Below are 20,760 nucleotides of genomic sequence, written 5' to 3' on the forward strand. Positions count from 1 at the left end.
CAGTTGGACGTCACCGGCGCCCTGTACTGGGCAGCCTCCGAACTGCATCTACCCACCCTGGCCGACTCCGGCTACGAAGGCGCCGGCCAGGGCATCCACACCCCGTACAAGCAACCCGCCGACGGCCGTCGCCTCGCGGTCGACAACCGCGCCTACAACGCCGTCCTTCGATCGATGCGGTGCCTCGGAGAACGCGGCTTCGCCATCCTGACCGGCCGCTGGCGCACGCTACGCCACAGCACCGCCAGCCCACGCAGCCTCGGCGACATCGTCCGTGCCGCCCTCCACCTCACCCACTACGAACACCGATACCTACCGAATTCTTGTTGAGATCACGTCAGTGGACCGGATCGTGGTACTGGCGCATCCAGTGCATGCCGGGATTGGCGCGCAGCAGCTGGCGTACCCGCTCGACTCGCCGGTTCTGGTCGAGCCGCAGATCGTGCTCGGCCGGCATCTGGTCGACGGTGGCACCGAGGATCTCCAGCTGGGCCCGGATGGTAGGTGTGACCGTGGTGGAGGCGATGATGTGGCACCGTAGGTCGTAGCGGTGGCAGACCATCGCCAGTGCCAGTGCGTAGATGCCGCTCGAGCTGTCGACGAGGGTGTCGCCGGGCCGTATTGTGCCGTCGGCGAGCAGGGCCCGGACGGCGCCGAGCGCGGCGTAGATCTTCAAGGTCTCGAACCGCAGCAGCACGACGTTGTCCGATAGCCTGATCAGGCTGGGAGCCCGGATCGCGTCGGTGATGTGGCTGTGCACGGTCGTTGGCACGTCGGGCGGGTTCGGCAGTGGCATCGGCGGTCGTCCCTGGGTTGAAGCCGGTGGATGGCGGAGACACTTCAAGCGCATTGAAGTCGACGCATGTCCGCGTCGGATGGTAAGTCGTGCCGGCGGCCGCATTAGTTCCACGTCGATCGATGTGATGGGGCGGGAACTCTTCGGGCCGACGGGACGACATATACACCGTGACGATTGCCTGCCTCGAGATGCTCTCCTTCGGGCTTGCCCACCTCGTGCATGCCGCCCGGGCTGCCGGCGAGCGGATCGTGCTGCTGACCGGTGTCGAGGAGCTGTACCTGCATGAACTCGCGAAGCTGCCGCCGGAGGCGATCCAGGTCGTTGCCGTGGACACGAACGATCGTGAGGCGGTCTTCCAGGCGCTGCGGGCGATCGAGGACCTCCGGGGTCTAATCAGCTCTACTGACACGTGGGGCGTGACCGGTGCCGAACTCGCCGTCGAGCTCGGTCTGCCGGGTATCGACCCGGCGGTCATCCGGCTGGCGCGCGACAAGTCACGCGTCCGGGACCTGCTCCACGGCAATAGGCTGAGCCCGTTCCCGGCGTTCGCCGTGGACGACGTGGCCTCGCTGTCGCTCGACGAACTGGAGGCAGCCGTCGGCCTGCCGGCCGTTGTCAAGGACACAGCCGGTACCAGCAGCCGGAACGTGTGGCTCGTCCGCGACGCCGACGACCTCGCCCGCCTGCACCGGCAGGCCGCCGGCGCGACGCTGTTCGGGCGGCTGTTCGCGGAGCCGTTCCTCGCCGGTCCGGTCTACAGTGCCGAGACCGTGACCTGGGCCGGTCGCACTCGCATGCTGGGGATGTCGAGCCGCCTTATGTCGCCGCAACCCTGGTTCCGGGAGGACGTGACCGCGTTTCCGGTGGCGTTGCCGCCCGACGAGTTCCGGGCGATCGAGGATTGGCTCGGTGACGTGCTGGCGGTCCTCGGCTACACCGATCGGTTCGCCCATGTCGAGTTGGCCATGACCGCCGACGGGCCGCGTCTGATCGAGGTGAATCCGCGGATCGGCGGTGCGCTCGTGGGCGAGTCGATGTGCCGGGCCCTGGATGTGAATGTCTACGGGGGACTGGTGGACCTCGCGCTCGGCCGCCGCCCGCGGCTGCTCGACATGCCGATGGGCGGTGGACCGGCTGTGGCGTTCGTGCTGGCGTATCCGGACAGGCCCGGCGACCTCGTCGCCGTGCACGGCCTCGACGACCTCGCCCGCTATCCCGGTCGACCCGAGTGGTACCCGACCAGGGCGGTCGGCGCCTCCATCGAGCACCTCAACGACGGGCGCGGCTACGTGGGGATCCTGTTGGCCGAGGGGCCGACCGCGGAGATCGCCACGCACCGCGCCGTGGCCGCGGCGGGTGCGGTGCGTGTCGAGACCCGCCCCGGGTGCTAGGGCCGGGTGCCGCGCACGATGAGCCGTCGGGCGTGGTTGTCGAAGGGCTCGGCATCGAATCCGCCGAAACACTCGACGCCGGTGAAGCCCGCTGTGGTAAGCATCCGCTTGAGCTCGGCGGCACTGTAGAGGTGATGCGTGATGGAAGCCCGCCGGGCCCGGCCGCCGCGGACGAGGTAGAAGTCGTCCCGGAAACGGGTCCAGTCATCCAGGACGGTGCCGCGTACGATCAGCGTGCCTCCATCGACGTCGGAGATGATCGGCGCGGCCCCGTCTCGGGCCGCGATCTCCTTGCCGTACAGGTCGATGAGGAGCCGGCCGCCGGGTGCGAGGCTGGTGAGCGCGTTGCGCAGCACCTGCATGTTCTCGTCGTGGTCGTCGAACAGGCCGAACGACGTGTACATGCTGATCATCAGGTCGAACTGGCCGGCCTCGACGAATTGGCGCATGTCCGCCCGCAGCAGCCGCACGTCGACTCCGGCCTCGACCGCTGCCGTCGCGGCGCGATCGAGCAGCGCTGCGCTCAGGTCCACCCCGGTCACCCGCGCGCCGCGGCGGGCCAGCGGGATCGTGTACGTGCCCGGCCCGCATCCCAGGTCGAGGACCCTGGTGCCGGGCGGCAGTCGCAGCAGCGGCGACGAGGCTACCGTCGTCTCGGCCTCCGCGGCACGTTCGGGCGAGAAAAACACCGCCGAGAACTCGGTCCACATCGACTCGTCCTCGAACCACTCCATTTGCCGTTCCCTCCGTCACCATTCAGATTCACCTTCTTGTATATGTCGTTGCCGGTGCCCGATCGGTTCCGGCGCGTCCGACGATCGGAGAGAGGCATGTCATGCTGAACCTGTCCGTCGAGCGTGTTTCGCTGCGGCTGACCGAGACCGTGCGAAGCTCCCGCGGCGAGATCAACGCCGTGGACACCTGCATGGTCACCGTCACCCATGCCGGCATCGTTGCCTACGGTGAGGGCACGCCGATCGAGTACGACGGGGTCACCGCGGACGATGTCGCACGGGCCGTCGAGGCCGACGGCCCTGCCCTGCTCGGTCCCGACCTGACCGACCCGCAGGCGGCGCTCGAACGTGTCGACGCCTGGGACGCGCCGGCAGGCGCCCGGATGGCCTTGGACGGCGCGCTGCACGACTGGATCGGCAAGGTCAGCCGACGGCCGACCTGGCAGATCCTCGCCGCGTCCCGCCGGATCGGGCCGACGGTGTACACGATCGGGATCGCGAGTCCGGCCGAGGCCGCTACTGCCGTCCGCAACGCACCGCAGGTGGGTGCGTTCAAGGTGAAGGTCGGTGGCCCCGACGACATCGATGTCCTCGACGCCATCCGGCAGGTGACACCGCTGCCGATCCGGATCGACGCGAATGAGGCGTGGGACCTCAGCACTGCGCGCGCCCTCACGCCACGTCTGCGCGCGCTCGGCGTCCACCTCGTCGAGCAGCCCTTCCCACGTAGCCGCATCGATGACTACGTCCGCTACCGAGAGGTTCCCGACCGGCTCCCGATCGTCCTGGACGAAGGATGCACCGATGTGGCCAGCGTCCACGCCGCTCTGGAACACTCCGACGGCATCGTCGTCAAGCTGTGCAAGGCGGGCGGCGTCCGCGCCGCACGACGGGTCATGACAGCCGCCCGGCAGGCCGGGCTCACGGTGCTGCTCAGCTGCATGTGCGAGTCGGAACTCGCCATCAGCCAGGCCGCGCTGCTCGCCCCGCTGGCCGACCACATCGACCTTGACGGGCACCTCTACCTCCGCGATCAACCCTTCCGCGGGCTCGGACTCGAGGGCGGGTGGATCGTCCTGGGCGACGGACCCGGACTCGGGGTGGCGCCCGCGACCAACCAGAAACGGAGCCGACGGTGAACTGGTACGAGGACATGAACCTGTGGTCCGGCTTCTCGGAGGTGCTCTTCACACCCGAGCGTGCGCGGGCCGCCGCCGATGCGGTCGCCACCTCACCCCTGCTCGCGTTCGCTCCCGCAAGCCGCGTGCTCGACCAGTGCTGCGGCACGGGGTTCTTCACCGCGCCGCTGGCTCGCCGTGGCTACCAGGTGACCGGCGTGGATCTGCACCCCGAGTTGCTCGAACGCGCGGCGGCCGCGTGCGCCGACGCCGGCGCGACGGCGTCCTTCGTGCGAGCGGACGTTCGCGAGTACGGGGTGCCGGATGCGTACGACGTCGTGGTGAACATGTACACCTCCTTCGGCTACTTCGACGACCACGAGGACAACATGCGGGTGCTGCACAACGCCCACCGTTCCCTCGCTCCAGGCGGCCAGCTGCTCGTCGATCTGCTGAGCAAGGAGACATACGCGTCGTGGGTCGGACCACCGAAGATCGTCGACGTGCCCGGCGGCATGGTGGTGATGCGCGACACGATTCTGGACGACTGGACCCGCTACCGAACCGACTGGACGCTGGTGCGGGGCGACACCGCCGCGCACACCTCCCTCACCTGCTACGTCTACAGCGCCGCCGAACTGCGCGCCATGTTCGCGGAGGCAGGATTCGGGAAGATCGAGTGCTTCGGCAATCTGGACGGCGGCCCCTACGACGCCAACGCGACCCGCCTGATCATCCGGGGCAGCAAGGGAAGCGGGTGAGACCCGCCGCACTCGGCTCGTTTACCGGGGTGCGGATCGCCCTGCTCGGCAGCGGGCTGCTCGTCAACCTGATCGGCTTCTCCGTCTACCCGTACCTGGCGATCCTGCTGCGGCATCGGATGGGCCTCAGCATGGATCAGGTCGGCGTCGTCCTGGGGCTGACGGCATTCGTGCAGTTCGCCGGCGGAGCGCCGGGCGCGGTGCTGGCGGAGCACCTCGGCCTGCGGCGTTCGCTGCTGCTGGCCATGGCGCTGCAGACGCTCGGTTCGCTGGGACTGCTCGCTGGCGAGATATGGCCGCCGGTGACAGTCCTGGCGCTGATGATCCGGTCGGCGGCCACCGCGCTGTACTCGCCCGCGGTCCGCGCCTACACGGTGCACGGCGCGGGCCCGGACGAGCAGCCGCGGCTGGTGTCGGCGAGCTACGCCACCGGCAACGCCGGGATCGCCCTCGGGCCGGTGGTAGGTGCGCTGTTCATCAACGACCCGGGGGCGATGTTCGCCGCCGCGGCCACCCTGCATGCCGCACTGACGATCGGACACGCGTTCCTGCCGCAAGATTCCCGTGGCCATGCCCGGGCCGTCGAGCCGCTGCACCGTGCCCTGAGCGGGCTGGCGGTTCTGCCGTTCACGGTGACTGCCCTGACCATCTACCTCCACCTGTACTTCTACCAGTATCTCGCGTCCTTTGCGGAAGGAAGGGTGCCCACGGTGTTCTACGGATCGGCCATGATGGGCTATTCGCTGCTGCTGGTCGTGCTGCAACCACTCTTGGCCGGGCGGGTCGAGCAGATGCGGTACACCCAGGCGATGACGATCGGGTTCGGTGGCCTGGCCATCGGCATGACCGCGTTCGCCGGCGGGCACGAACTCACGATCGCCGCCGGCGTCGTCGCTCTCGGCGTGGGCAACTCGATACTCTTCCTCAAGAACGTCCTCGAGGCGCTCGCCGTCACCCCCCGCTCGGCGGCGGTGGTCTTCGGGCACCAGCGGCTCGCCGAAGGCGTCGGCGCGCTCCTCAGCGGTGTCGTCGGCGGCGTCGTCTACCAGGCGTTCGAGACCGCCGGCCACCTGCCCGGGCTATGGCTGGCCGTGGCCGCCCAGTGTGTGCTGCTGCCGATCCTGGTCGTACTGGTGTACCGGAGGCTTCGGCACCCCGCGACCGCACCGGTGGGTCCCCGATGACCCCGGCCGACGCCGTCGCCGCGGCCCGCGCCGTCGCGGGGCGCCTGCGCGAAGATGTGGTCGCGCGCGAGCGCGCCAACCGACCGCCGCGGGCCGAGATCCAGCTGCTACGCGGCAGCGGTCTGCTCGCGGCCGATCCCGACGACCTCGAGACGACGCACCTCGTCACCCGCATCGTCGCGGCGTCCGACGCCTCGATCGGACACCTCCTCGGCTACCACTACACACACCTCTGGCGCGCTCGCCTGTACGACAACGCCGACCTGGCCCGCCGACTGCGACAAGACGTCAGAGCCGAAGGGCTCTTCGTGGCGTCCGTCAGCAACCCGCGCGACACCATCGTGGCGACCACGACCGGAGACACGTTCACGGTCTCCGGCCGGGGTGCGTTCGCCACCGGATGTGCGGTCGCTGACCGGATCCTGGTCGGCGCGATCCGCGACGACCAGGCGTCCCGCATCGTGGTGGTAGTACCCGGTGACGCGGACGGGCTCTCGCATCCGCCGGACTGGGACAACCTGGGTCAGCGCTTGACGGCCAGCGGCAGCATCGTCCTGCGGGATGTCACGGCCGGCCCCGCCGACGTGCTGGGCACCTTCCCGCCCGGTGAGGACGAGACGAGCCCGAGATGGCAGCAACTGTCGCTCGTCTCCCTCGCCTTCCAAACAGTGCTCACCCAGGTACTCGTCGGCGTCACCGAGGGAGCGCTGGACGAGGCTGCCCGCTACACGCGGGAGCAGTCCCGGCCCTGGCCAGCCAGCGGGCTGGCCAGGGCCGTCGACGACCCACACGTGCTCGCCGGATACGGCGAACTCGCCGCGCGCCTCCACGCGGCGCGATTGCTGGCCGACGACGCGACCCGCGCCCTCGCCAAGGCCGACCGGCGGGGCCTCGACCTGACCCCGGCCGAACGTGGCCGGACCGCGCTGACGGTCTCGGCCGCGAAGGTCGTAGCCACCCGCCTCGCGATGGAGGCAACGAGCCGGATCTTCGAACTGACCGGGGCTCGCGCCACGACACGCTCATCCGGACTGGACCGCTTCTGGCGTGACGCCCGAACGCTCACCGTCCACGATCCAGTCGCGTACAAGGCCCGGGAACTCGGCACGCACCTGCTCACCGGCAACACGCCACCGACCTCGGCGTACAGCTGAGATCCGTTGCTCAGCGGATCGCGACCAGGACCCGCTCTTCGAGATCCTGCCAGATCACGCCGACCTCGGTCAGCCCGGCCTCCACGAGGGCTGCCTGGTGATAGTCGAGCGTGGCGCCCGTCCAGTCACGGGCCCCTTCTGGCCACAGCGTCTGCCGCTCGGCGACGGCGTCGGCCAGCGCCGGGTGCGCTTCGACGGCCGCCCACCAGTCCTCCCACGGCTCGGCGCCGGCCTCGATCGCATGCTGCTGGCGCCCCCGGTCGATGGCCTCGCAGGCCGCCCGGAGGCGGCTGCCCGCAGATAGGGGTAGGTAGTCGGCGTTGACCAGGACGCCACCCGGGCGGAGCAACCCCGCCGCGGTACGGTACACCGCCGTCAACGCGGGCGGCGTGAGCCAGTGCAGCGCCGTGCTGGACAGAACCGCATCGAACGAGCCCTCCCCGGACTCAGGGCCGAGCCGCTCCGACCACGACGGATCGCGGAGGTCAGCCCGGACCCAACGCAGCCGCCCGCCCTGGTCGCCGAGCCCGCCCTCGCCGATGGCGAGCAGCACCGGATCGGTGTCAAGCGCCACCGCGCGGCCCTCGGGAAAGCGGCGGAGAAAGCGTTCGCTGATGGCGCCGGGACCGCAGGCGAGATCGAGCACCGTCAGGCCGGGCTGCCGGCAGAACTGCTCCAGGACGTCGAACATCACGGTGAACACCCGCTCGCGTTGCTCGATGTAGATGTCCTGCTGGACATCCCAACGGCGCAGCAGCTCGGCGAACGAGGCCTGCGCGATCGTCTGGTCGATCATGCTAGCTCCTGATTCTGTCGGTGACAGGCGACGGACTCGTCGGGACAGGGCCCGACGATCATTTGCGGGCGTTCGGCTTCGCACCGGTCGAACGCCTGCGGGCAACGCGGGTTGAAGGCACACCCGTCGATGCTGGCGAGCGGGCCGGGCATCTCCCCGCGCAGCGTAGGGGCCGGCGAAGGGTCCGCGTCGAGGCGTGGGACGGCCGCAAGCAACGCCTGCGTGTATGGGTGCCGAGCGGCATCCATCAGGCGCAGCGTGGGTGCGCTCTCGACGATTCGGCCCCGGTACATGACGGCCACCCGGTCGGCGAGTTGGCGCACCACGGCGAGGTCATGCGCGATGAACAGGCAGCCGAGCCCGAGCCTGTCCACCAAATCCCGGATCAGGTTGAGGACGGTGGCCTGCACGGGCGCGTCGAGGGCCGTGACCGGTTCGTCGCAGATCAGCAGCCGGGGCCGCACCGCGAGAGCGCGCGCGATCGCGACGCGTTGGCGCTGCCCACCACTGAGCTCACGCGGCCGCCGCCCGGCGAGGCCCGGGTCCAGCTCGACCAGCTCGAGCAGTTCCGCCACCCGCCGGCGGCGTGCCGCCCAAGAGCCGATGCGGTGGATGTGCAGTGGTTCGGCGAGCGCACGGGCGACCGTCTGCCGCGGACTCAGCGATTGGAACGGATCTTGAAAGACCATCTGTACCGCCTGCCGGTACGCCCGGAGGGCGTCACCACGTAGCGCGTGGACATCCGCGCCGTCCAGAGACACCGTGCCGGCGATCGGGCGTTCGAGCCGCACCACGGTCCGGGCGATTGTCGACTTGCCGCAACCGGACTCACCCACGAGCGCCAGCAGCTCGCCGGGGCGGACACTCAGGTCGACGTCCCGGACCACCGGCACGAGCCTGCCGGCGATCGGGAACGCCACTCGTACTGCGGTCAGCTCAAGCACCCTCGTCCCCGATCGGCCGCGCCACCGTCGGACGCACCCAGCAGGCAGAGGTGTGCCCTGGCGCCACCGGTTCCAGCGGCGGTTCCTCGACGTGACATCGCTTCGCGGCACGTGCGCAGCGCGGCGCGAACGCGCAGGCACCCACCTTGCGCCGGGCCGGCTCCGCGGGCGGAAGGGTCCGGAACCGGGTTCCGGGCACCGCCATGGGTGATGGCACCGCGTCGAGCAGACCGCGCGTGTACGGATGGTCGGGCCGGCTCACGACGTCGGCTGCCGGCCCGTTTTCCACGATGCGGCCGGCGTAGCAGACCGCGATGTCGTCGGCGATCCGGGCGGCCGCCGCGATGTCGTGGCTGATGAGGATCAACCCCATCCCGGTGGATTCGCGCAGATCCGCCAGCAGAGCATGGATCTGGGCCTGGGTTGTGACGTCCAACGCCGAGGTCGGTTCGTCGGCGATCAGGATCTCCGGCTCTCCGGCCAGGGCCAGGGCGATCATCACCCGCTGGCACATGCCGCCGGACAGCGAGTGCGGGTACGCGTAGACCTGCGACTCCGGTTCCGGGAGACCGGCCATCGTCAACAGCTCAAGCGATCGGGCGCGCTCTAGGCCGCGCGGGACGCCACCAGCGTGCCGCACCGCGTCGTCGAGCAGCGCGCCCACCGTCCGAACCGGGTTGAGCGCACCCCGCGCGTCCTGCAACACCACACCGACCCGACGCCCCCGCACCGCCTCCCGGATCGCCGGTCCGCCGCCGAGCAGGTCGACCTGGCCCAGGACCGCGCGACCGCTGACCTGCGCGGTGGCATCGACCAGCCCGAGCGGGGCGAGGGTGGACAGCGTCTTGCCGCTCCCGCTCTCCCCGACGATCGCCAACGCCCTTCCAGGGGCCACGCGGTAGCCGATACCGTCCACCACCTTCCGTCCGGCGAAGGCGACCGCGAGTTCCTCGACTCGGTACGGGCCGGCGGTCGAGCCGTTCATCCGCGCGCGCCGCCGCGGCAACCCGAGCCGTACCAGCGGCAGGTCGTCGGTGGCGAACTGCTCGGCCAGCAGGTTGCTGGCGAGGACGACGGCGGCGATGGCCAGGCCGGGTGGCAACGCGAGCCACAGGGCGGAGTCCAGATACGGGCGGGCGTCGATGAGCATCTGCCCCCACTCCGGTTCGGGCGGCGGGATACCGAGACCGAGAAAGCTGAGAAACGCCAGCGACAGCACGATGAAACCGATCTCGATGCTCGCGTAGACGAGTACCGGTGCCGCCAGGGCGGGCAACGCGTGCTGAAAGAGGATCCGGAACCGGGAAGCGCCGAGCACCTGCAGCGCGTCGAAGTAGGCGCTGCGGCGGAGACTGACGAACCGCCCGCGCGCCAACCGGGCGAATGGCGGCCAACCGGTCAGGGACAGGGCCAGAACGAGGTTGGCGCTGCCGTGACCGCGCACGCCCAGGATGGCCAGCGCGACGATCAGTGAGGGCAGCGTCAGCGTCACGTCCATCAACCACAACGCCACGCGATCCGGCCAGCCGCCGAGGAAGCCGCCGGCGGCACCGATCACCACCCCGACGGTGACGGACACGGCGAGCACCGCCGCGGCCAGTATCAGCGAGGCCTGCGCACCGTACAGCAGGCGGGACAACTGGTCCCGGCCCAGTTGGTCGGTGCCCAGCAGATGCTCCACCGACGGCCGCGCCAGGCTGGCCATCAGATCGTTGGCGATCGGGTCGTACGGAGCGATGACCGGCGCCAGGGCCCCGGCCATGACGAAACCCAGCAACGGCAGTGCGCAGATGACCGTACGACGCCGGCGGCCCGCCCCCGACGCCGTCATCCGCCGCTCACCCGCGGGTCGATCCGGCCGTGCAGCCGGTCGGCCAGCCGGTTGGTCGCGGTGAAGGCCAGCGCGAAGCACAGCACGCACGCCTGGATCGCCATCAGGTCGCGGAAGTTCACGGCCTGGACGAAGTAGTCACCGATACCGTTGTGGGCGAAGACGGTCTCCACCACCAGGGCTCCGGTGAGCATGCCTCCGACGATCAGGCCGATCGTGTTGAGGACGGCGCCGGCGACGTTGGGCAGCGCGTCGCGTACGACGATGGACACTGTGGTCGCGCCCCGCGCCTGCGCGGCGCGTACATACGGTTGGGCGAGTGCCTCGCGCAGTGACACAGCGACCACACGGCTGAGTAGGCCGACAGCCGGTAGGGCGAGGACGACCAACGGCATCACGTATCCGGCGGGACCGCCGTCGGCGGAGGTGGGCAGCAGACCCAGTTGCTCGGCGAGTACGACGACCAGCAGGTAGCTGACCCAGAAGGTGGGCAACGAGACGGCGAGCAGGCCCGTCAGCCGCAGGCCGCGCCGAGCCGGACGCCACGGCAGCATGGCAGCCAGCGCACCGACCAGAAGGCCCAGCGGCAACGCCACAACCGCCGTCAGCCCGGCCAGCGACAGCGTGACCGGGACTCGTTCCGCCAGCTCGGTCAGGACCGGCCGGCCGGTGCGCGCGGACTTCCCGAGATCACCCTGCACGGCGTGGCCGAGCCAACGGACGTAACGTTCGGGGACGCTGCCCTCCATTCCCAGCTCGCGCCGGGCCGAGGCGACCTGGTCCTCGGTGACGCCGGGGTGCCCGGCCCGCTGCTGCGCGAGCCGGGTGGCGGCGTCACCGGGAGCCAGCGCGATGAGCCCGAACGCGAGCAGCGACGTGATTCCGAGAACCAGCGCCAACTCGGCGGCCAGCCGGGCCGACCACCGGGTCCAACGCACGAGCAGACCGTTCATCGTTGCAGCGTCACCGTGGACAGGTCGAAGTCATACTCCGTGTGCGGCACCTGGAAGCCCTTGACCGCCGGGCCGACGGCCCACACCCGTGGCCGGTACGCGATCGGCACGAAGGCGGCCTCCCGGTTCAGCACGGCCCAGGCCTCCTGGTAGTTCTTGGCGCGGGTGGCGGCGTCCCGGGCGTACAACGCGCCGTTGACGAGCCGTTCGACCTCGTCGGTCTTCCACAGACCGGGATCTTTACGGTCGCCGGTCAGGAAGCCGACCACGAACCCCGACGGGTCGTAAGGGGCGCCGTAGGTCTCCATGAAGGCGAGGTCGTACTTGCCGGCGTGCAGGTCGTCGTAGAACGTGGCCTCGTCGACCGCGACGATGTTCACCGTGATCCCGACCTCGGCCAGCGCCGAGGCGACGGCCTGAGCGCTGAGCCGCGAGTCCTGCCAGCCGACGGCGGCCGTCGACGGGATCCGCAGGGACAGGACCAGCTGCTTGCCATCCTTGACCCGGCCCTTCCCATCCTGGCGCCACCCGGCCGCATCGAGAATCCGGCGGGCCTGGTCGGGATCGAAGGGCAGGCTCTGCGGTGCCCCCGCGTCCGGGATTCCCGGCGCGAACAGCGTGGTCGCGGCCTTGGCCTGCCCGGCGTAGAGCACCTTGGTCAGGGTCTCCCGGTCCAGGGCGTACCGCACCGCCTCGCGGATCGCCTTGTCGCCCGCGACGCCGTTGAGGTTGAAGCCGAGCATGACGGTGATGTCCGGATCACCGTGCAGCACCGTGACCCGCTCGTCCTTGCCGAGGGTGGCCGCCTCGGTAGGCGAGATCGGTGCCAGGTAACTGCCGCCGAGCATGTCCACCTCGCCCGCGCGAAGCGCGGAGACGCGGGTCTGCGAGTCCTTTCTGACGCTGAACTCAACCCGGTCGATCTTCGGTTTGGCGCCCCAGTAGCCGTCGTTGCGGACCAGGCTCGCGGCCGTCGTCGTGATCTGTTCCAGCCGCCATGGCCCGGTACCGATGGCCTTGGTGAACTTCCCGGAAGCGTCGACGGCCTTGGGGCTCATGAAGCCGGGGGGCCGGGTGAAGGTCAGCTCCTGCAGCAGCGGGTCGTAGGCGCGTTCGAGTCGCAGCCGCAGCTTCATCGGCCCAGGCACCTCCACGGCCTTGATGATCTTCGAGGCGGCCAGCCAGGAGTGCGACTCCTTGCCCACCCAGCGATCGAGGTTCCACTTCGCCGCCTGTGCGTCGAACGGCGTGTCGTCGTGGAACTTCACACCGGTCCGCAGCTCGAAGTCGATCGTGAGCCCGTCCGCCGCGACCTGCCACGACGTGGCCAGGCCCGGTTCTAGGCGACCGCCCTGTCCGTACTTCACCAGCGTCTCGAAGACCATCGGGGCGATGAACCAGTCCCCGTTGTAGTCGTGCGGGTCCTGGTCGCCGTACTCGTTCGCGTTCGCCACGCGTAGCGTGCCGCCGGTCGCGGCGGTTCGATCGGTGTCCCCGGATCCGCTGGCCGTGCAACCTGCCACCAGAACTGTCAGCACCGCCAGTGTGGCCAGCGCCCGGACTGGCCGGCGGGGCCGTACCAACGAGGAACCTTCGTTCGAATATCGAGCGACACGCATCAATGACCCTTCCAGAGTGGCATCTGCGCTGACCGTGGGTGGCGGACACCCTTACCTCGAGAAGGAGGCCGGGGTGATTCGCAGACATAGTCGTCTGACGACAAGCGAAAGTTCCCGAGGTGAGCCGGCGACCGGATCGGCGGACCAGTCCGGTGATGAGGTATGCCGACCGGGCGCGGGAGTGTGGCGTTGTCGGCTCTGTCCCACGCAGCCCCGCCATAGCTGAACCGGTGCCCGGTACCTGCTCCGATCCGGCGACGCGGTGTCCGCGAGGCGAGTCGGTCACGGTGCCGTACCTCAATCTCAGCGTGCACCCCTGCGCCCGAGCCTTCGTTGTCCCTCCGAAGGTCGTTGCCGATCCGGCAAGTTTTCTCGCCGGCGCCGCGGAACAAGGGGCACCATGCCGGTCGAGCCCGATCGATCGTGAGGACGTGAGCGTATGAAGTACATCGAGCGCCCGGACGCGGCAACACCGGCCGAGTTCTGGGAGAGTCTGCACCGGCAGGTGGCCGCCGCCCAGTGGGAGGTACGCGTCAACCCGATCCTTGCCGCAACGGTCGGTGACCTTCCGCCGGGTGCCGCTCTCGACCTGGGCTGCGGCCAGGGCGGCGACAGCCTGTGGCTCGCCCAACGCGGCTGGCAGGTCACCGCGGTCGACATCGCCGATGCCGCCCTGCAACGGGTGAACGAACGCGCCGCCCAGCAGCGACTGAGCGACAGGATTCATACCGAACGGCATGATCTGGCGGATTCCCTACCCCGGGGCACCTGGGACCTGGTGAGCGCCCATTACCTGCACAGCCTCTTCGACTTCCCCAAGGCCCGCATCCTGCGTGATCTCGGCGAGCAGGTGAACCCCGGTGGCCTGCTGCTGATCGTCGACCACGGTTCAGTAGCACCGTGGTCCTGGAACCAGGGGGCCACGATTCCCACCCCGGACGAGACCCTGGCCGGTCTGGCCCTCGATTCCGCGTCCTGGCATGTGCTTTGCTGCGAGGCCCGCGATCGGACGGCCACCGGCCCGGGTGGCCAGACGGCCGAGGTGACCGACAATGTGATCGCCCTGCGCAGGACGGACTGACCTGATCTTCGCTCCGAAGGTGACCGCCGTCGGCTCGGCCCGCGCGAACTGGCCCACGACGGGCGTCATTCGGTTCGGGGAGAGCGTTCCGCGTTGCCGGAGGTGAGCGTCACCCGGCGGGTCATGTCGTCGCCGGTGATGAGCAGGGCCGCCGGGTGCGGCTGGCTCCACGCTGCTGACGCTGGCGGTTTGTGGGCGAGGAACCGGCTCCGCTGCTGGTGGAAGGTCGGAACAGGGAACTAAAGCCGTCCACGGCGCGACCAACCCGAGGTGATGACTGACGTTCCTGACACCGGGATCGCCGGGGTGCGTACCCGGGTGGTGCTGGTCATCCTGTTCGACGGGGTGCAGCCGATCGACGTGGCCGGTCCGGTCGACGTGTTCACGTCGGCTGCCCGCTTCGTGGGTGACGCGGACACCCCGCCGTACGTCATCCGGACCGCCTCTCTCGATGGTGGGGCGGTCCGGGCCGCCGGTGGTCTGCGCCTCGTCCCGGACGGCGACCTGGGTGGCGTCGAGGATCCGGACCTGCTGGTGGTGCCGGGCGGGCCGGGCGTGGGAGACGTCAACGACCGGCTCGTCGCCTGGCTCGCCGAGCGTGCTCCCGGCATTCCGCGGGTGGTTTCGGTGTGCACCGGGGCCTACCTGCTGGCCAAGGCCGGTCTCCTGGACGGTCGCCGGGCCACCACCCACTGGGAGGCATGCGGTTACCTGACCGAGATGTTTCCCCGGGTGGCGTTCGACCCCGACGCCATCTTCGTCCGGGACGGAACGATCTCCACGTCGGCGGGGGCGACAGCCGGGGTCGACCTGGCCATGGCGCTGGTCGAGGAGGACTTCGGCCGTGCGGTGGCGCTGGACATCGCCCGGCTGCTGGTGTGCTACCTGCGCCGGCCGGGCAATCAGGCCCAGCTCAGCGTCCAGCTCTCGACCCAGATCGCCCGGACCGATCCGCTGCGCGAGGTGCAGTACTGGGCCGCCGCGAACCTGGCGGCCGACCTGTCCGTTCCGGCGATGGCGGAGCGTGCCGGGCTGTCTCCACGGCAGTTCGCCCGGGCTTTCGGGGAACAGGTCGGGATGCCACCGGGCCGGTACGTGGACCTGATCCGGCTGGAGGCCGCGAAGCGCATGCTGACCGACACCACGGATGGCGTACTCGGCATCGCTCACCGTTGTGGCTATGGGTCGGCGGAGGCGATGCGCCGGGCGTTCCTGCGCGAAATCGACATTTCGCCGACCGAATACCGTCGCGCGTCGGCGAAGGAGCCGATGAGCCCCGATAGATCTCCGTCGATGGCAGATTTGTTGGCCGGTACGTCATAGGCGTGAGCGCGGGTCGCTTCTAAGCTTCCTGACATATGGCGAAATGAATATTTTTGCGCCATCTTCAGCTTTCCGCACACGCTTCATGACAGAGATGTGAGCTCGACGTGACTCTCGTTCCAGATCGGATTGTCCGTACCACGCTGGCCATCGGCCTCGTCGTCGCGCTCGGCGCCTGCTCGGGGACGACGGTGCCGGAGGCTCCGGTCGCATCGGCTGACGAGTCGGTCGCCGTTGGTCCCCGAACAACGTTTCCGCTGACGATCGACAACTGCGGCCGTGAGGTCACGTTCTCCCAGGCGCCCCGCCGGGTCGTGCTGCTCAACGGCGCGTCCGTGGCGGAGGTCGAGTCGATGATCGCGCTCGGTGTCGAGGGAACCATCGTGGCCAACAGCCAGAGCTACGGCGTCTCCGACGACCCGTCGATGGTCGAGCGGATCAAGGCCATCCCGACCGGTGGGCTGAAGCTGAACAAGAACTTCGAGGTCCCCCGCGAGCAGGTGATCGCCCAGTCACCGGATCTGGTGATCTCGACGTGGGCTGGCGGGTTCGACGACAAGATCGGCTCGATCACCCGCGACGAGCTCGGTAAGGCCGGTATCAACAGTTTCGTGTCCCCGTCGAACTGCGCCAACGGTGCGACCTCGCCCCGACCGCAGGACACGGCCGCGTATGCGAAGCGGTCGGTCGAGTCGTCGTACGACCTGCTGAACCAGCTCGGGGTCATCTTCGACGTCCAGGGCAAGGCGGCGCAGGTCGTGCAGGACTCGCGTACGGCGCTGGCCGCCATCCCGTCGCCGACCGGGGCACCCAAGCGGGTGCTGGCCGCCTACCCCAGTATGGGGTCAGCGATGGGTCTCAAGGTGCCTGCCGTGTTCGGCGGCGGCATCTTCGACGACATCATCATCCGAGCCGGAGGTGTCAACGCGTTCGGCGGCCTGACCGACCAGCAACTCACCGCACTCAACGTCGAAGCCCTCGCCGCAGCGAACGTCGAGGTGCTGGTGATCGGCCTGTACCAGCCGGACGACGACGCCAAGAAGTTCGCGGAGCAGCTGTTCGCGCAGTATCCGCAGTGGCCGGCGTCGAAGACCAAGACCTACACCTCGGTCTCCGACAGCTTCTATCTCGGACCGCTGAACGCGGTCGCCGTGAAGAAGATCAGCGATGCCGTCCGCGCCGCGAACTGACCGTACCCGCCCGGAAGCCGCCCGTGCTCACCTCGTACCCGATGGCGCCGTCCCGCCGCTGATCGTGCTCCTGACCGTCGCGGTCGTGCTGGCCGCGGCGGTCGCGATCGCCGTCGGCACGGTACCGGTGCCGCTGGGCGACGTGGTCGCGGTGACCTGGGCACACCTCACACCGGGAGACACCGAGCGCAGCCTGCTCTACGACCAGATCGTGTGGGACTTCCGCGCGCCCCGGGTGCTGCTGGCAGGGGTCGCCGGCGCGGGCCTCAGCATCGCCGGAGTCTGCCTGCAGGCATTGGTGCGCAACCCGCTGGCCGATCCCTACCTGCTCGGCATCTCGGGAGGCGCCTCCATCGGCGCCGCCCTGGCGCTGAGCTTCGTGCCCGCGGCGATCGCCGGACTGGGTGTCTCCGGCGCGGCCTTCCTCGGTGCGGTGGTCAGCGTCGCCCTGGTCGTGGGGCTGGCACAGCGGGCCGGCCGGGTCGCGCCGGGGCGGCTGATCCTGGCCGGAGTGGCCGTGGCCTACCTGGGCAGTGCCATTACCAGCTACATCCAACTGCAGGCCAACCCGGGCGAACTGCGCGGCATCCTGTTCTGGGTGCTCGGCTCGGTCGCGGCAGCGTCCTGGTCGGACCTACCTGCGCCCACCGTCGCCCTGGCGGTCTGCCTGCTCTGGCTGCTGGTCGACGGCCGCCGGTTGAACGCGCTGACGATGGGCGAGACGTCGGCCGCCGGGCTGGGGATAGACGTCAACCGGCTGCGCCTGGGGCTACTCGCGGTGGCGTCGCTGCTGACCGCGACGATCGTCAGCGTCGCGGGTGGGATCGGCTTCGTCGGCCTGCTGGTGCCGCACGCGGTCCGGCTGCTGGTCGGCCCCGACCATCGCCGGGTGATCCCGGTGTCGCTGCTGCTGGGGGCGGTCTTCCTAATCCTCGTCGACCTGTTGTCGCGCACCCTGGACCGGCCGAACGAGATGCCGATCGGCATCTTCACCGCCGTGCTCGGCGCGCCCTTCTTCCTGTGGCTGCTGCGCAGCCAGTCCGGGGCGGTGCGATGAGGGTCACGGCGACCGGGGTCTCGGTGACCATCGACGGCACGACCATCCTCGATGACGTCTCGTTCACCGCCGCCGACGGCCGGGTGACCGGACTGATCGGGCCGAACGGATCCGGCAAGAGCACGCTGCTGCGCTGCTTCTACCGCATCATTCGGCCGCAGCAGGGCACCGTGCACATCGGTGAGCACGACGTCTGGCGGGTCCCCGCCCGCCGGGCCGGCCAGTTGCGGGCGGTGGTGGCCCAGGACCAGGAACTCGACAACGAGTACGCCGTCCGCGACATCGTCGCCATGGGGCGGATCCCGCACCAGCGGCTACTCGAACGGGAGAGCACGGCCGACCGCGCCATCGTCGACGAGGCGCTGACCCGCGCCCGCATCGAGTGGGCCGAAGGCCGGCGCTTCGTCACGTTGTCCGGCGGTGAACGCCAGCGGGTCCTGCTCGCCCGCGCCCTCGCCCAGAACGCCCCGGTCCTGCTGCTCGACGAGCCGACCAATCACCTCGACATCGGCGCACAACTGGAACTACTCGAGCTGATCCGCGAACTCGGGCTCACCACCGTCGCCGCCCTGCACGACCTCGACCATGCGATGTCCTACTGCGACGCCGTCGTGCTGCTGCACCACGGCCGGGTCGTCGCGGCCGACGATCCCGTCACCGTGCTCACCCCGCAACGCCTGGCCGACGTCTTCGGCGTACGGGGAGCGACGACCACCCACCCACTCACCGGTCAGCCGCACCTGGTGTTCGCGGCGCCGCGTTCCGAACGGGAGCTTCCCAGATGACCATGCAGAGCCCGCCCGGCGAGCCGGTTTCCGACGCCAGGCTCACCGCACCCCTCGAACCACCTGCGACCGGCACCATCACCGTGGCCGTCATCCTCTCGTCCCACGCGGAACTGGTCGACTTCGCCGGCCCGTGGGGCGTGTTCGAGTACGCCCGCCTCGACGACGGGCGCACCCCGTTCACGCTGACCACGGTGGCGGCCACGACGGACCCTGTCCCGATCTCCGGAGGCATGGTCGTCGTGCCCGGTCACGACGTCGAAACAGTGCCTGCGCCGGACATCGTGGTCGTCCCGGCCCTGGACACCGGCAAGCTCGCCCCCGAGGTGCTGGACTGGTTGCGGCGTGTCCATCAGGACACCGCAGTGACCATGTCGGTCTGCAACGGATCGTTCGTGCTCGGCCAGGCGGGCCTCCTCGACGGCCGGACCGCAACGGCTCACCACAGCGCCTACCAGGCACTCCAGGCCATGTTTCCCGCCCTCACCGTGGTCCCCGGGGTCCGCTACGTCGAGGACGGCCGGCTTGCCACCGCAGGCGGGCTCACCTCGGGCACCGACCTGGCCCTGCGGATCGTCGAACGCTACTTCGGGCGCGCCGTCGCGCAGCGTACCGCCACCTACCTCGAATACCAGGGCACGGGCTGGATGCACCCCGACAGCAACGCCGAGTTCACCGAGCCCGCAGCGGTAAACCCGGAACAGCCGGTGTGTCCGGTCTGTCAGATGCCGGTAGCCCCCGACACCCCGACCACCCTCGACCTGGACGGACGTACCTGGCACTTCTGCGGCGACTGGTGCCAGGAGCAGTTCCGGGCGGCACCGCAACGCTTCGCCATCGCGGACGGATCGTGACATGCAGGTCGCCATCGTCGTCTATCCCGGTTTCACGGCGCTCGACGTCCTGGGGCCGTACGAGGTTCTGGGTCGTCTGCCGGACACCGAGGTCGTGTTCGTCGCCGAGCGTCCGGGCTTGGTCGTGAACGACCTGGGCAGCCTGTCGGTCGACGCCGTCGTGACGTACGCCGACGTGTCCGAGCCGGACATCGTGCTGGTCGGCGGCGGAGCGGGCCAGCAGGACCAGATGGCCGACGACGGCCCGCTGCTTGAGTGGTTGCGGGCCGTCGACGGGACCACCACGTGGACGACGTCCGTCTGCACCGGCGCGTTCGCGCTGGCCGCCGCCGGACTGCTGACGGGCCGACGGGCCACGACCCACTGGGCCGGGCTCGACATGCTCACCGGGTTCGGGGTGACTCCCGTGACGGACCGGGTCGTGATCGACGGCCACTATGCGACCGCGGCCGGTGTGTCCGCAGGCATCGACATGGCGCTGATCCTGGCCGGCCGGATCATGGGTGACGAGGCCGCACAGACCGTGCAGCTGATCATCGAGTACGCCCCGGAGCCGCCGTACCAGGCGGGTCGCACGGACACCGCACCACCGCCCGTGGTGGACCGGGTCAAGCGGATGCTGTCGCCATGACCGATGCGTCTCGGCACCAGGGACTGCCGAGACCACCGATGGCGTCGGCGTAACCCACCGCACCGTCACTGGTCACGCAAAATGAGAGCGGGGCACGGTTCGGACCAGGCAGGACACCGGCGATGGCAGCGCCACAGCGTCATCACCTGGCGCGACCCTCAAGCTCGGCGTTGGAGGTCTTGCTGCCGGGCTGATCCCGGCAGCAAGACCCAGTGACGTGATCTCAACAAGAATTCGGTAGGTATCGGTGTTCGTAGTGGGTGAGGTGGAGGGCGGCACGGACGATGTCGCCGAGGCTGCGTGGGCTGGCGGTGCTGTGGCGTAGCGTGCGCCAGCGGCCGGTCAGGATGGCGAAGCCGCGTTCTCCGAGGCACAGCATCGATCGAAGGACGGCGTTGTAGGCGCGGTTGTCGACCGCGAGGCGTCGGCCGTCGGCGGGTTGCTTGTACGGGGTGTGGATGCCCTGGCCGGCGCCTTCGTAGCCGGAGTCGGCCAGGGTCGGTAGGTGCAGTTCGGAGGCTGCCCAGTACAGGGCGCCGGTGATGTCCAGCGTCT

21 protein-coding genes are annotated in these 20,760 nt (G+C 69.7%); 13 read left to right on the top strand and 8 right to left on the bottom strand.

The window, feature by feature from the left end:
- A partial coding sequence (locus tag GA0070558_RS31735) for a transposase family protein (RefSeq protein ID WP_141722401.1) occupies nt 1-330 on the top strand: 330 nt, incomplete at its 5' end.
- A 7-nt stretch (nt 331-337) separates the two neighbouring features.
- On the opposite strand, the gene GA0070558_RS31740 is transcribed toward GA0070558_RS31735, so the two are convergent.
- Nucleotides 338-796: a pyridoxal-phosphate dependent enzyme gene (locus GA0070558_RS31740; protein ID WP_091286948.1), complete on the bottom strand. Its 459-nt coding sequence runs from the start codon at nt 794-796 to the stop codon at nt 338-340.
- A gap of 170 nt (nt 797-966) precedes the next feature.
- Here GA0070558_RS31740 and GA0070558_RS31745 point away from each other — a divergent pair, with 170 nt between their 5' ends.
- Nucleotides 967-2,190, top strand: a complete 1,224-nt coding sequence (locus GA0070558_RS31745; protein WP_091286952.1) for an ATP-grasp domain-containing protein — start codon at nt 967-969, stop codon at nt 2,188-2,190.
- Here the strand turns inward: GA0070558_RS31745 and GA0070558_RS31750 are convergent.
- Nucleotides 2,187-2,924: a class I SAM-dependent methyltransferase gene (locus GA0070558_RS31750; protein WP_091286954.1), complete on the bottom strand. Its 738-nt coding sequence runs from the start codon at nt 2,922-2,924 to the stop codon at nt 2,187-2,189. The genes GA0070558_RS31745 and GA0070558_RS31750 overlap by 4 nt on opposite strands.
- Nucleotides 2,925-3,025: 101 nt before the next feature.
- Here GA0070558_RS31750 and GA0070558_RS31755 point away from each other — a divergent pair, with 101 nt between their 5' ends.
- Genes GA0070558_RS31755 through GA0070558_RS31770 form a run of 4 tightly spaced genes read left to right on the top strand, consistent with a single transcriptional unit; the run spans nt 3,026 to nt 7,141 of the window.
- A complete protein-coding gene (locus GA0070558_RS31755) occupies nt 3,026-4,063 on the top strand; it encodes an enolase C-terminal domain-like protein (protein WP_091286957.1) in 1,038 nt (345 codons plus the stop codon).
- Nucleotides 4,060-4,803: a class I SAM-dependent methyltransferase gene (locus GA0070558_RS31760; protein ID WP_091286960.1), complete on the top strand. Its 744-nt coding sequence runs from the start codon at nt 4,060-4,062 to the stop codon at nt 4,801-4,803. The genes GA0070558_RS31755 and GA0070558_RS31760 overlap by 4 nt, the downstream gene beginning before the upstream one ends.
- Before the next feature lie 29 nt (nt 4,804-4,832).
- Nucleotides 4,833-5,987 carry an MFS transporter gene (locus GA0070558_RS31765; RefSeq protein WP_218107155.1) on the top strand — a complete coding sequence of 385 codons (1,155 nt, stop codon included), beginning with the start codon at nt 4,833-4,835 and terminating at the stop codon, nt 5,985-5,987.
- Nucleotides 5,984-7,141 (top strand): acyl-CoA dehydrogenase family protein, encoded by a 1,158-nt coding sequence (locus GA0070558_RS31770; protein ID WP_091286967.1) that lies wholly within the window; start codon nt 5,984-5,986, stop codon nt 7,139-7,141. Before GA0070558_RS31765 ends, GA0070558_RS31770 begins: the two co-directional genes overlap by 4 nt.
- 10 nt (nt 7,142-7,151) lie before the next feature.
- On the opposite strand, the gene GA0070558_RS31775 is transcribed toward GA0070558_RS31770, so the two are convergent.
- The 5 genes from GA0070558_RS31775 to GA0070558_RS31795 all read right to left on the bottom strand — a co-directional run bounded on the left by GA0070558_RS31775 (nt 7,152) and on the right by GA0070558_RS31795 (nt 13,119).
- Nucleotides 7,152-7,937, bottom strand: a complete 786-nt coding sequence (locus GA0070558_RS31775) for a class I SAM-dependent methyltransferase (protein ID WP_091286971.1) — start codon at nt 7,935-7,937, stop codon at nt 7,152-7,154.
- Nucleotides 7,934-8,881, bottom strand: a complete 948-nt coding sequence (locus GA0070558_RS31780) for an oligopeptide/dipeptide ABC transporter ATP-binding protein (RefSeq protein ID WP_091286974.1) — start codon at nt 8,879-8,881, stop codon at nt 7,934-7,936. The genes GA0070558_RS31775 and GA0070558_RS31780 overlap by 4 nt, the downstream gene beginning before the upstream one ends.
- Entirely contained in the window at nt 8,874-10,643 is a 1,770-nt protein-coding gene (locus tag GA0070558_RS31785) for a dipeptide/oligopeptide/nickel ABC transporter permease/ATP-binding protein (RefSeq protein WP_176734474.1), read from the bottom strand. Before GA0070558_RS31785 ends, GA0070558_RS31780 begins: the two co-directional genes overlap by 8 nt.
- A gap of 65 nt (nt 10,644-10,708) precedes the next feature.
- The gene (locus tag GA0070558_RS31790; RefSeq protein ID WP_091286979.1) at nt 10,709-11,665 is read right to left on the bottom strand and encodes an ABC transporter permease; all 957 of its coding nucleotides are present in this window, start codon (nt 11,663-11,665) and stop codon (nt 10,709-10,711) included.
- Nucleotides 11,662-13,119: an ABC transporter substrate-binding protein gene (locus tag GA0070558_RS31795; protein WP_176734475.1), complete on the bottom strand. Its 1,458-nt coding sequence runs from the start codon at nt 13,117-13,119 to the stop codon at nt 11,662-11,664. The genes GA0070558_RS31790 and GA0070558_RS31795 overlap by 4 nt, the downstream gene beginning before the upstream one ends.
- 604 nt (nt 13,120-13,723) lie before the next feature.
- On the opposite strand from GA0070558_RS31795, the gene GA0070558_RS31800 reads away from it, so the two are divergent.
- From GA0070558_RS31800 to GA0070558_RS31830, 7 genes are all read left to right on the top strand, one after another.
- A complete protein-coding gene (locus tag GA0070558_RS31800) occupies nt 13,724-14,365 on the top strand; it encodes a class I SAM-dependent methyltransferase (protein WP_091286985.1) in 642 nt (213 codons plus the stop codon).
- 273 nt (nt 14,366-14,638) lie between these two features.
- Complete coding sequence (locus GA0070558_RS31805) at nt 14,639-15,688, top strand: GlxA family transcriptional regulator (protein WP_218107156.1); 1,050 nt, start codon at nt 14,639-14,641, stop codon at nt 15,686-15,688.
- Nucleotides 15,689-15,879: 191 nt separating this feature from the next.
- The gene (locus GA0070558_RS31810) at nt 15,880-16,878 is read left to right on the top strand and encodes an ABC transporter substrate-binding protein (RefSeq protein WP_218107157.1); all 999 of its coding nucleotides are present in this window, start codon (nt 15,880-15,882) and stop codon (nt 16,876-16,878) included.
- 64 nt (nt 16,879-16,942) lie between these two features.
- Nucleotides 16,943-17,935, top strand: a complete 993-nt coding sequence (locus tag GA0070558_RS31815) for a FecCD family ABC transporter permease (RefSeq protein WP_218107158.1) — start codon at nt 16,943-16,945, stop codon at nt 17,933-17,935.
- A complete protein-coding gene (locus tag GA0070558_RS31820; RefSeq protein ID WP_091286996.1) occupies nt 17,932-18,720 on the top strand; it encodes an ABC transporter ATP-binding protein in 789 nt (262 codons plus the stop codon). Before GA0070558_RS31815 ends, GA0070558_RS31820 begins: the two co-directional genes overlap by 4 nt.
- Nucleotides 18,717-19,574, top strand: coding sequence for an AraC family transcriptional regulator (locus GA0070558_RS31825; RefSeq protein WP_091286999.1), 858 nt, complete (start codon nt 18,717-18,719; stop codon nt 19,572-19,574). Before GA0070558_RS31820 ends, GA0070558_RS31825 begins: the two co-directional genes overlap by 4 nt.
- Nucleotide 19,575: 1 nt before the next feature.
- Nucleotides 19,576-20,205 (top strand): DJ-1/PfpI family protein, encoded by a 630-nt coding sequence (locus GA0070558_RS31830; protein ID WP_091287002.1) that lies wholly within the window; start codon nt 19,576-19,578, stop codon nt 20,203-20,205.
- 223 nt (nt 20,206-20,428) lie between these two features.
- On the opposite strand, the gene GA0070558_RS31835 is transcribed toward GA0070558_RS31830, so the two are convergent.
- Nucleotides 20,429-20,760, bottom strand: a 332-nt coding sequence (locus GA0070558_RS31835) for a transposase family protein (RefSeq protein ID WP_141722402.1), incomplete at its 5' end; no start/stop codon positions are given.

This window comes from Micromonospora haikouensis (assembly GCF_900091595.1).
GTDB classification, from domain to species: domain Bacteria; phylum Actinomycetota; class Actinomycetes; order Mycobacteriales; family Micromonosporaceae; genus Micromonospora; species Micromonospora haikouensis.

Bases quoted from the DNA above. Each gene is read 5' to 3' on its own strand.
- GA0070558_RS31740 (WP_091286948.1), bottom strand. From the start codon at position 796: ATGCCACTGCCGAACCCGCCCGACGTGCCAACGACCGTGCACAGCCAC.
- GA0070558_RS31750 (WP_091286954.1), bottom strand. From the start codon at position 2,924: ATGGAGTGGTTCGAGGACGAGTCGATGTGGACCGAGTTCTCGGCGGTG.
- GA0070558_RS31755 (WP_091286957.1), top strand. From the start codon at position 3,026: ATGCTGAACCTGTCCGTCGAGCGTGTTTCGCTGCGGCTGACCGAGACC.
- GA0070558_RS31770 (WP_091286967.1), top strand. From the start codon at position 5,984: ATGACCCCGGCCGACGCCGTCGCCGCGGCCCGCGCCGTCGCGGGGCGC.
- GA0070558_RS31775 (WP_091286971.1), bottom strand. From the start codon at position 7,937: ATGATCGACCAGACGATCGCGCAGGCCTCGTTCGCCGAGCTGCTGCGC.
- GA0070558_RS31785 (WP_176734474.1), bottom strand. From the start codon at position 10,643: ATGGCCGGGGCCCTGGCGCCGGTCATCGCTCCGTACGACCCGATCGCC.
- GA0070558_RS31790 (WP_091286979.1), bottom strand. From the start codon at position 11,665: ATGAACGGTCTGCTCGTGCGTTGGACCCGGTGGTCGGCCCGGCTGGCC.
- GA0070558_RS31800 (WP_091286985.1), top strand. From the start codon at position 13,724: ATGAAGTACATCGAGCGCCCGGACGCGGCAACACCGGCCGAGTTCTGG.
- GA0070558_RS31805 (WP_218107156.1), top strand. From the start codon at position 14,639: ATGACTGACGTTCCTGACACCGGGATCGCCGGGGTGCGTACCCGGGTG.
- GA0070558_RS31820 (WP_091286996.1), top strand. From the start codon at position 17,932: ATGAGGGTCACGGCGACCGGGGTCTCGGTGACCATCGACGGCACGACC.
- GA0070558_RS31825 (WP_091286999.1), top strand. From the start codon at position 18,717: ATGACCATGCAGAGCCCGCCCGGCGAGCCGGTTTCCGACGCCAGGCTC.
- GA0070558_RS31830 (WP_091287002.1), top strand. From the start codon at position 19,576: ATGCAGGTCGCCATCGTCGTCTATCCCGGTTTCACGGCGCTCGACGTC.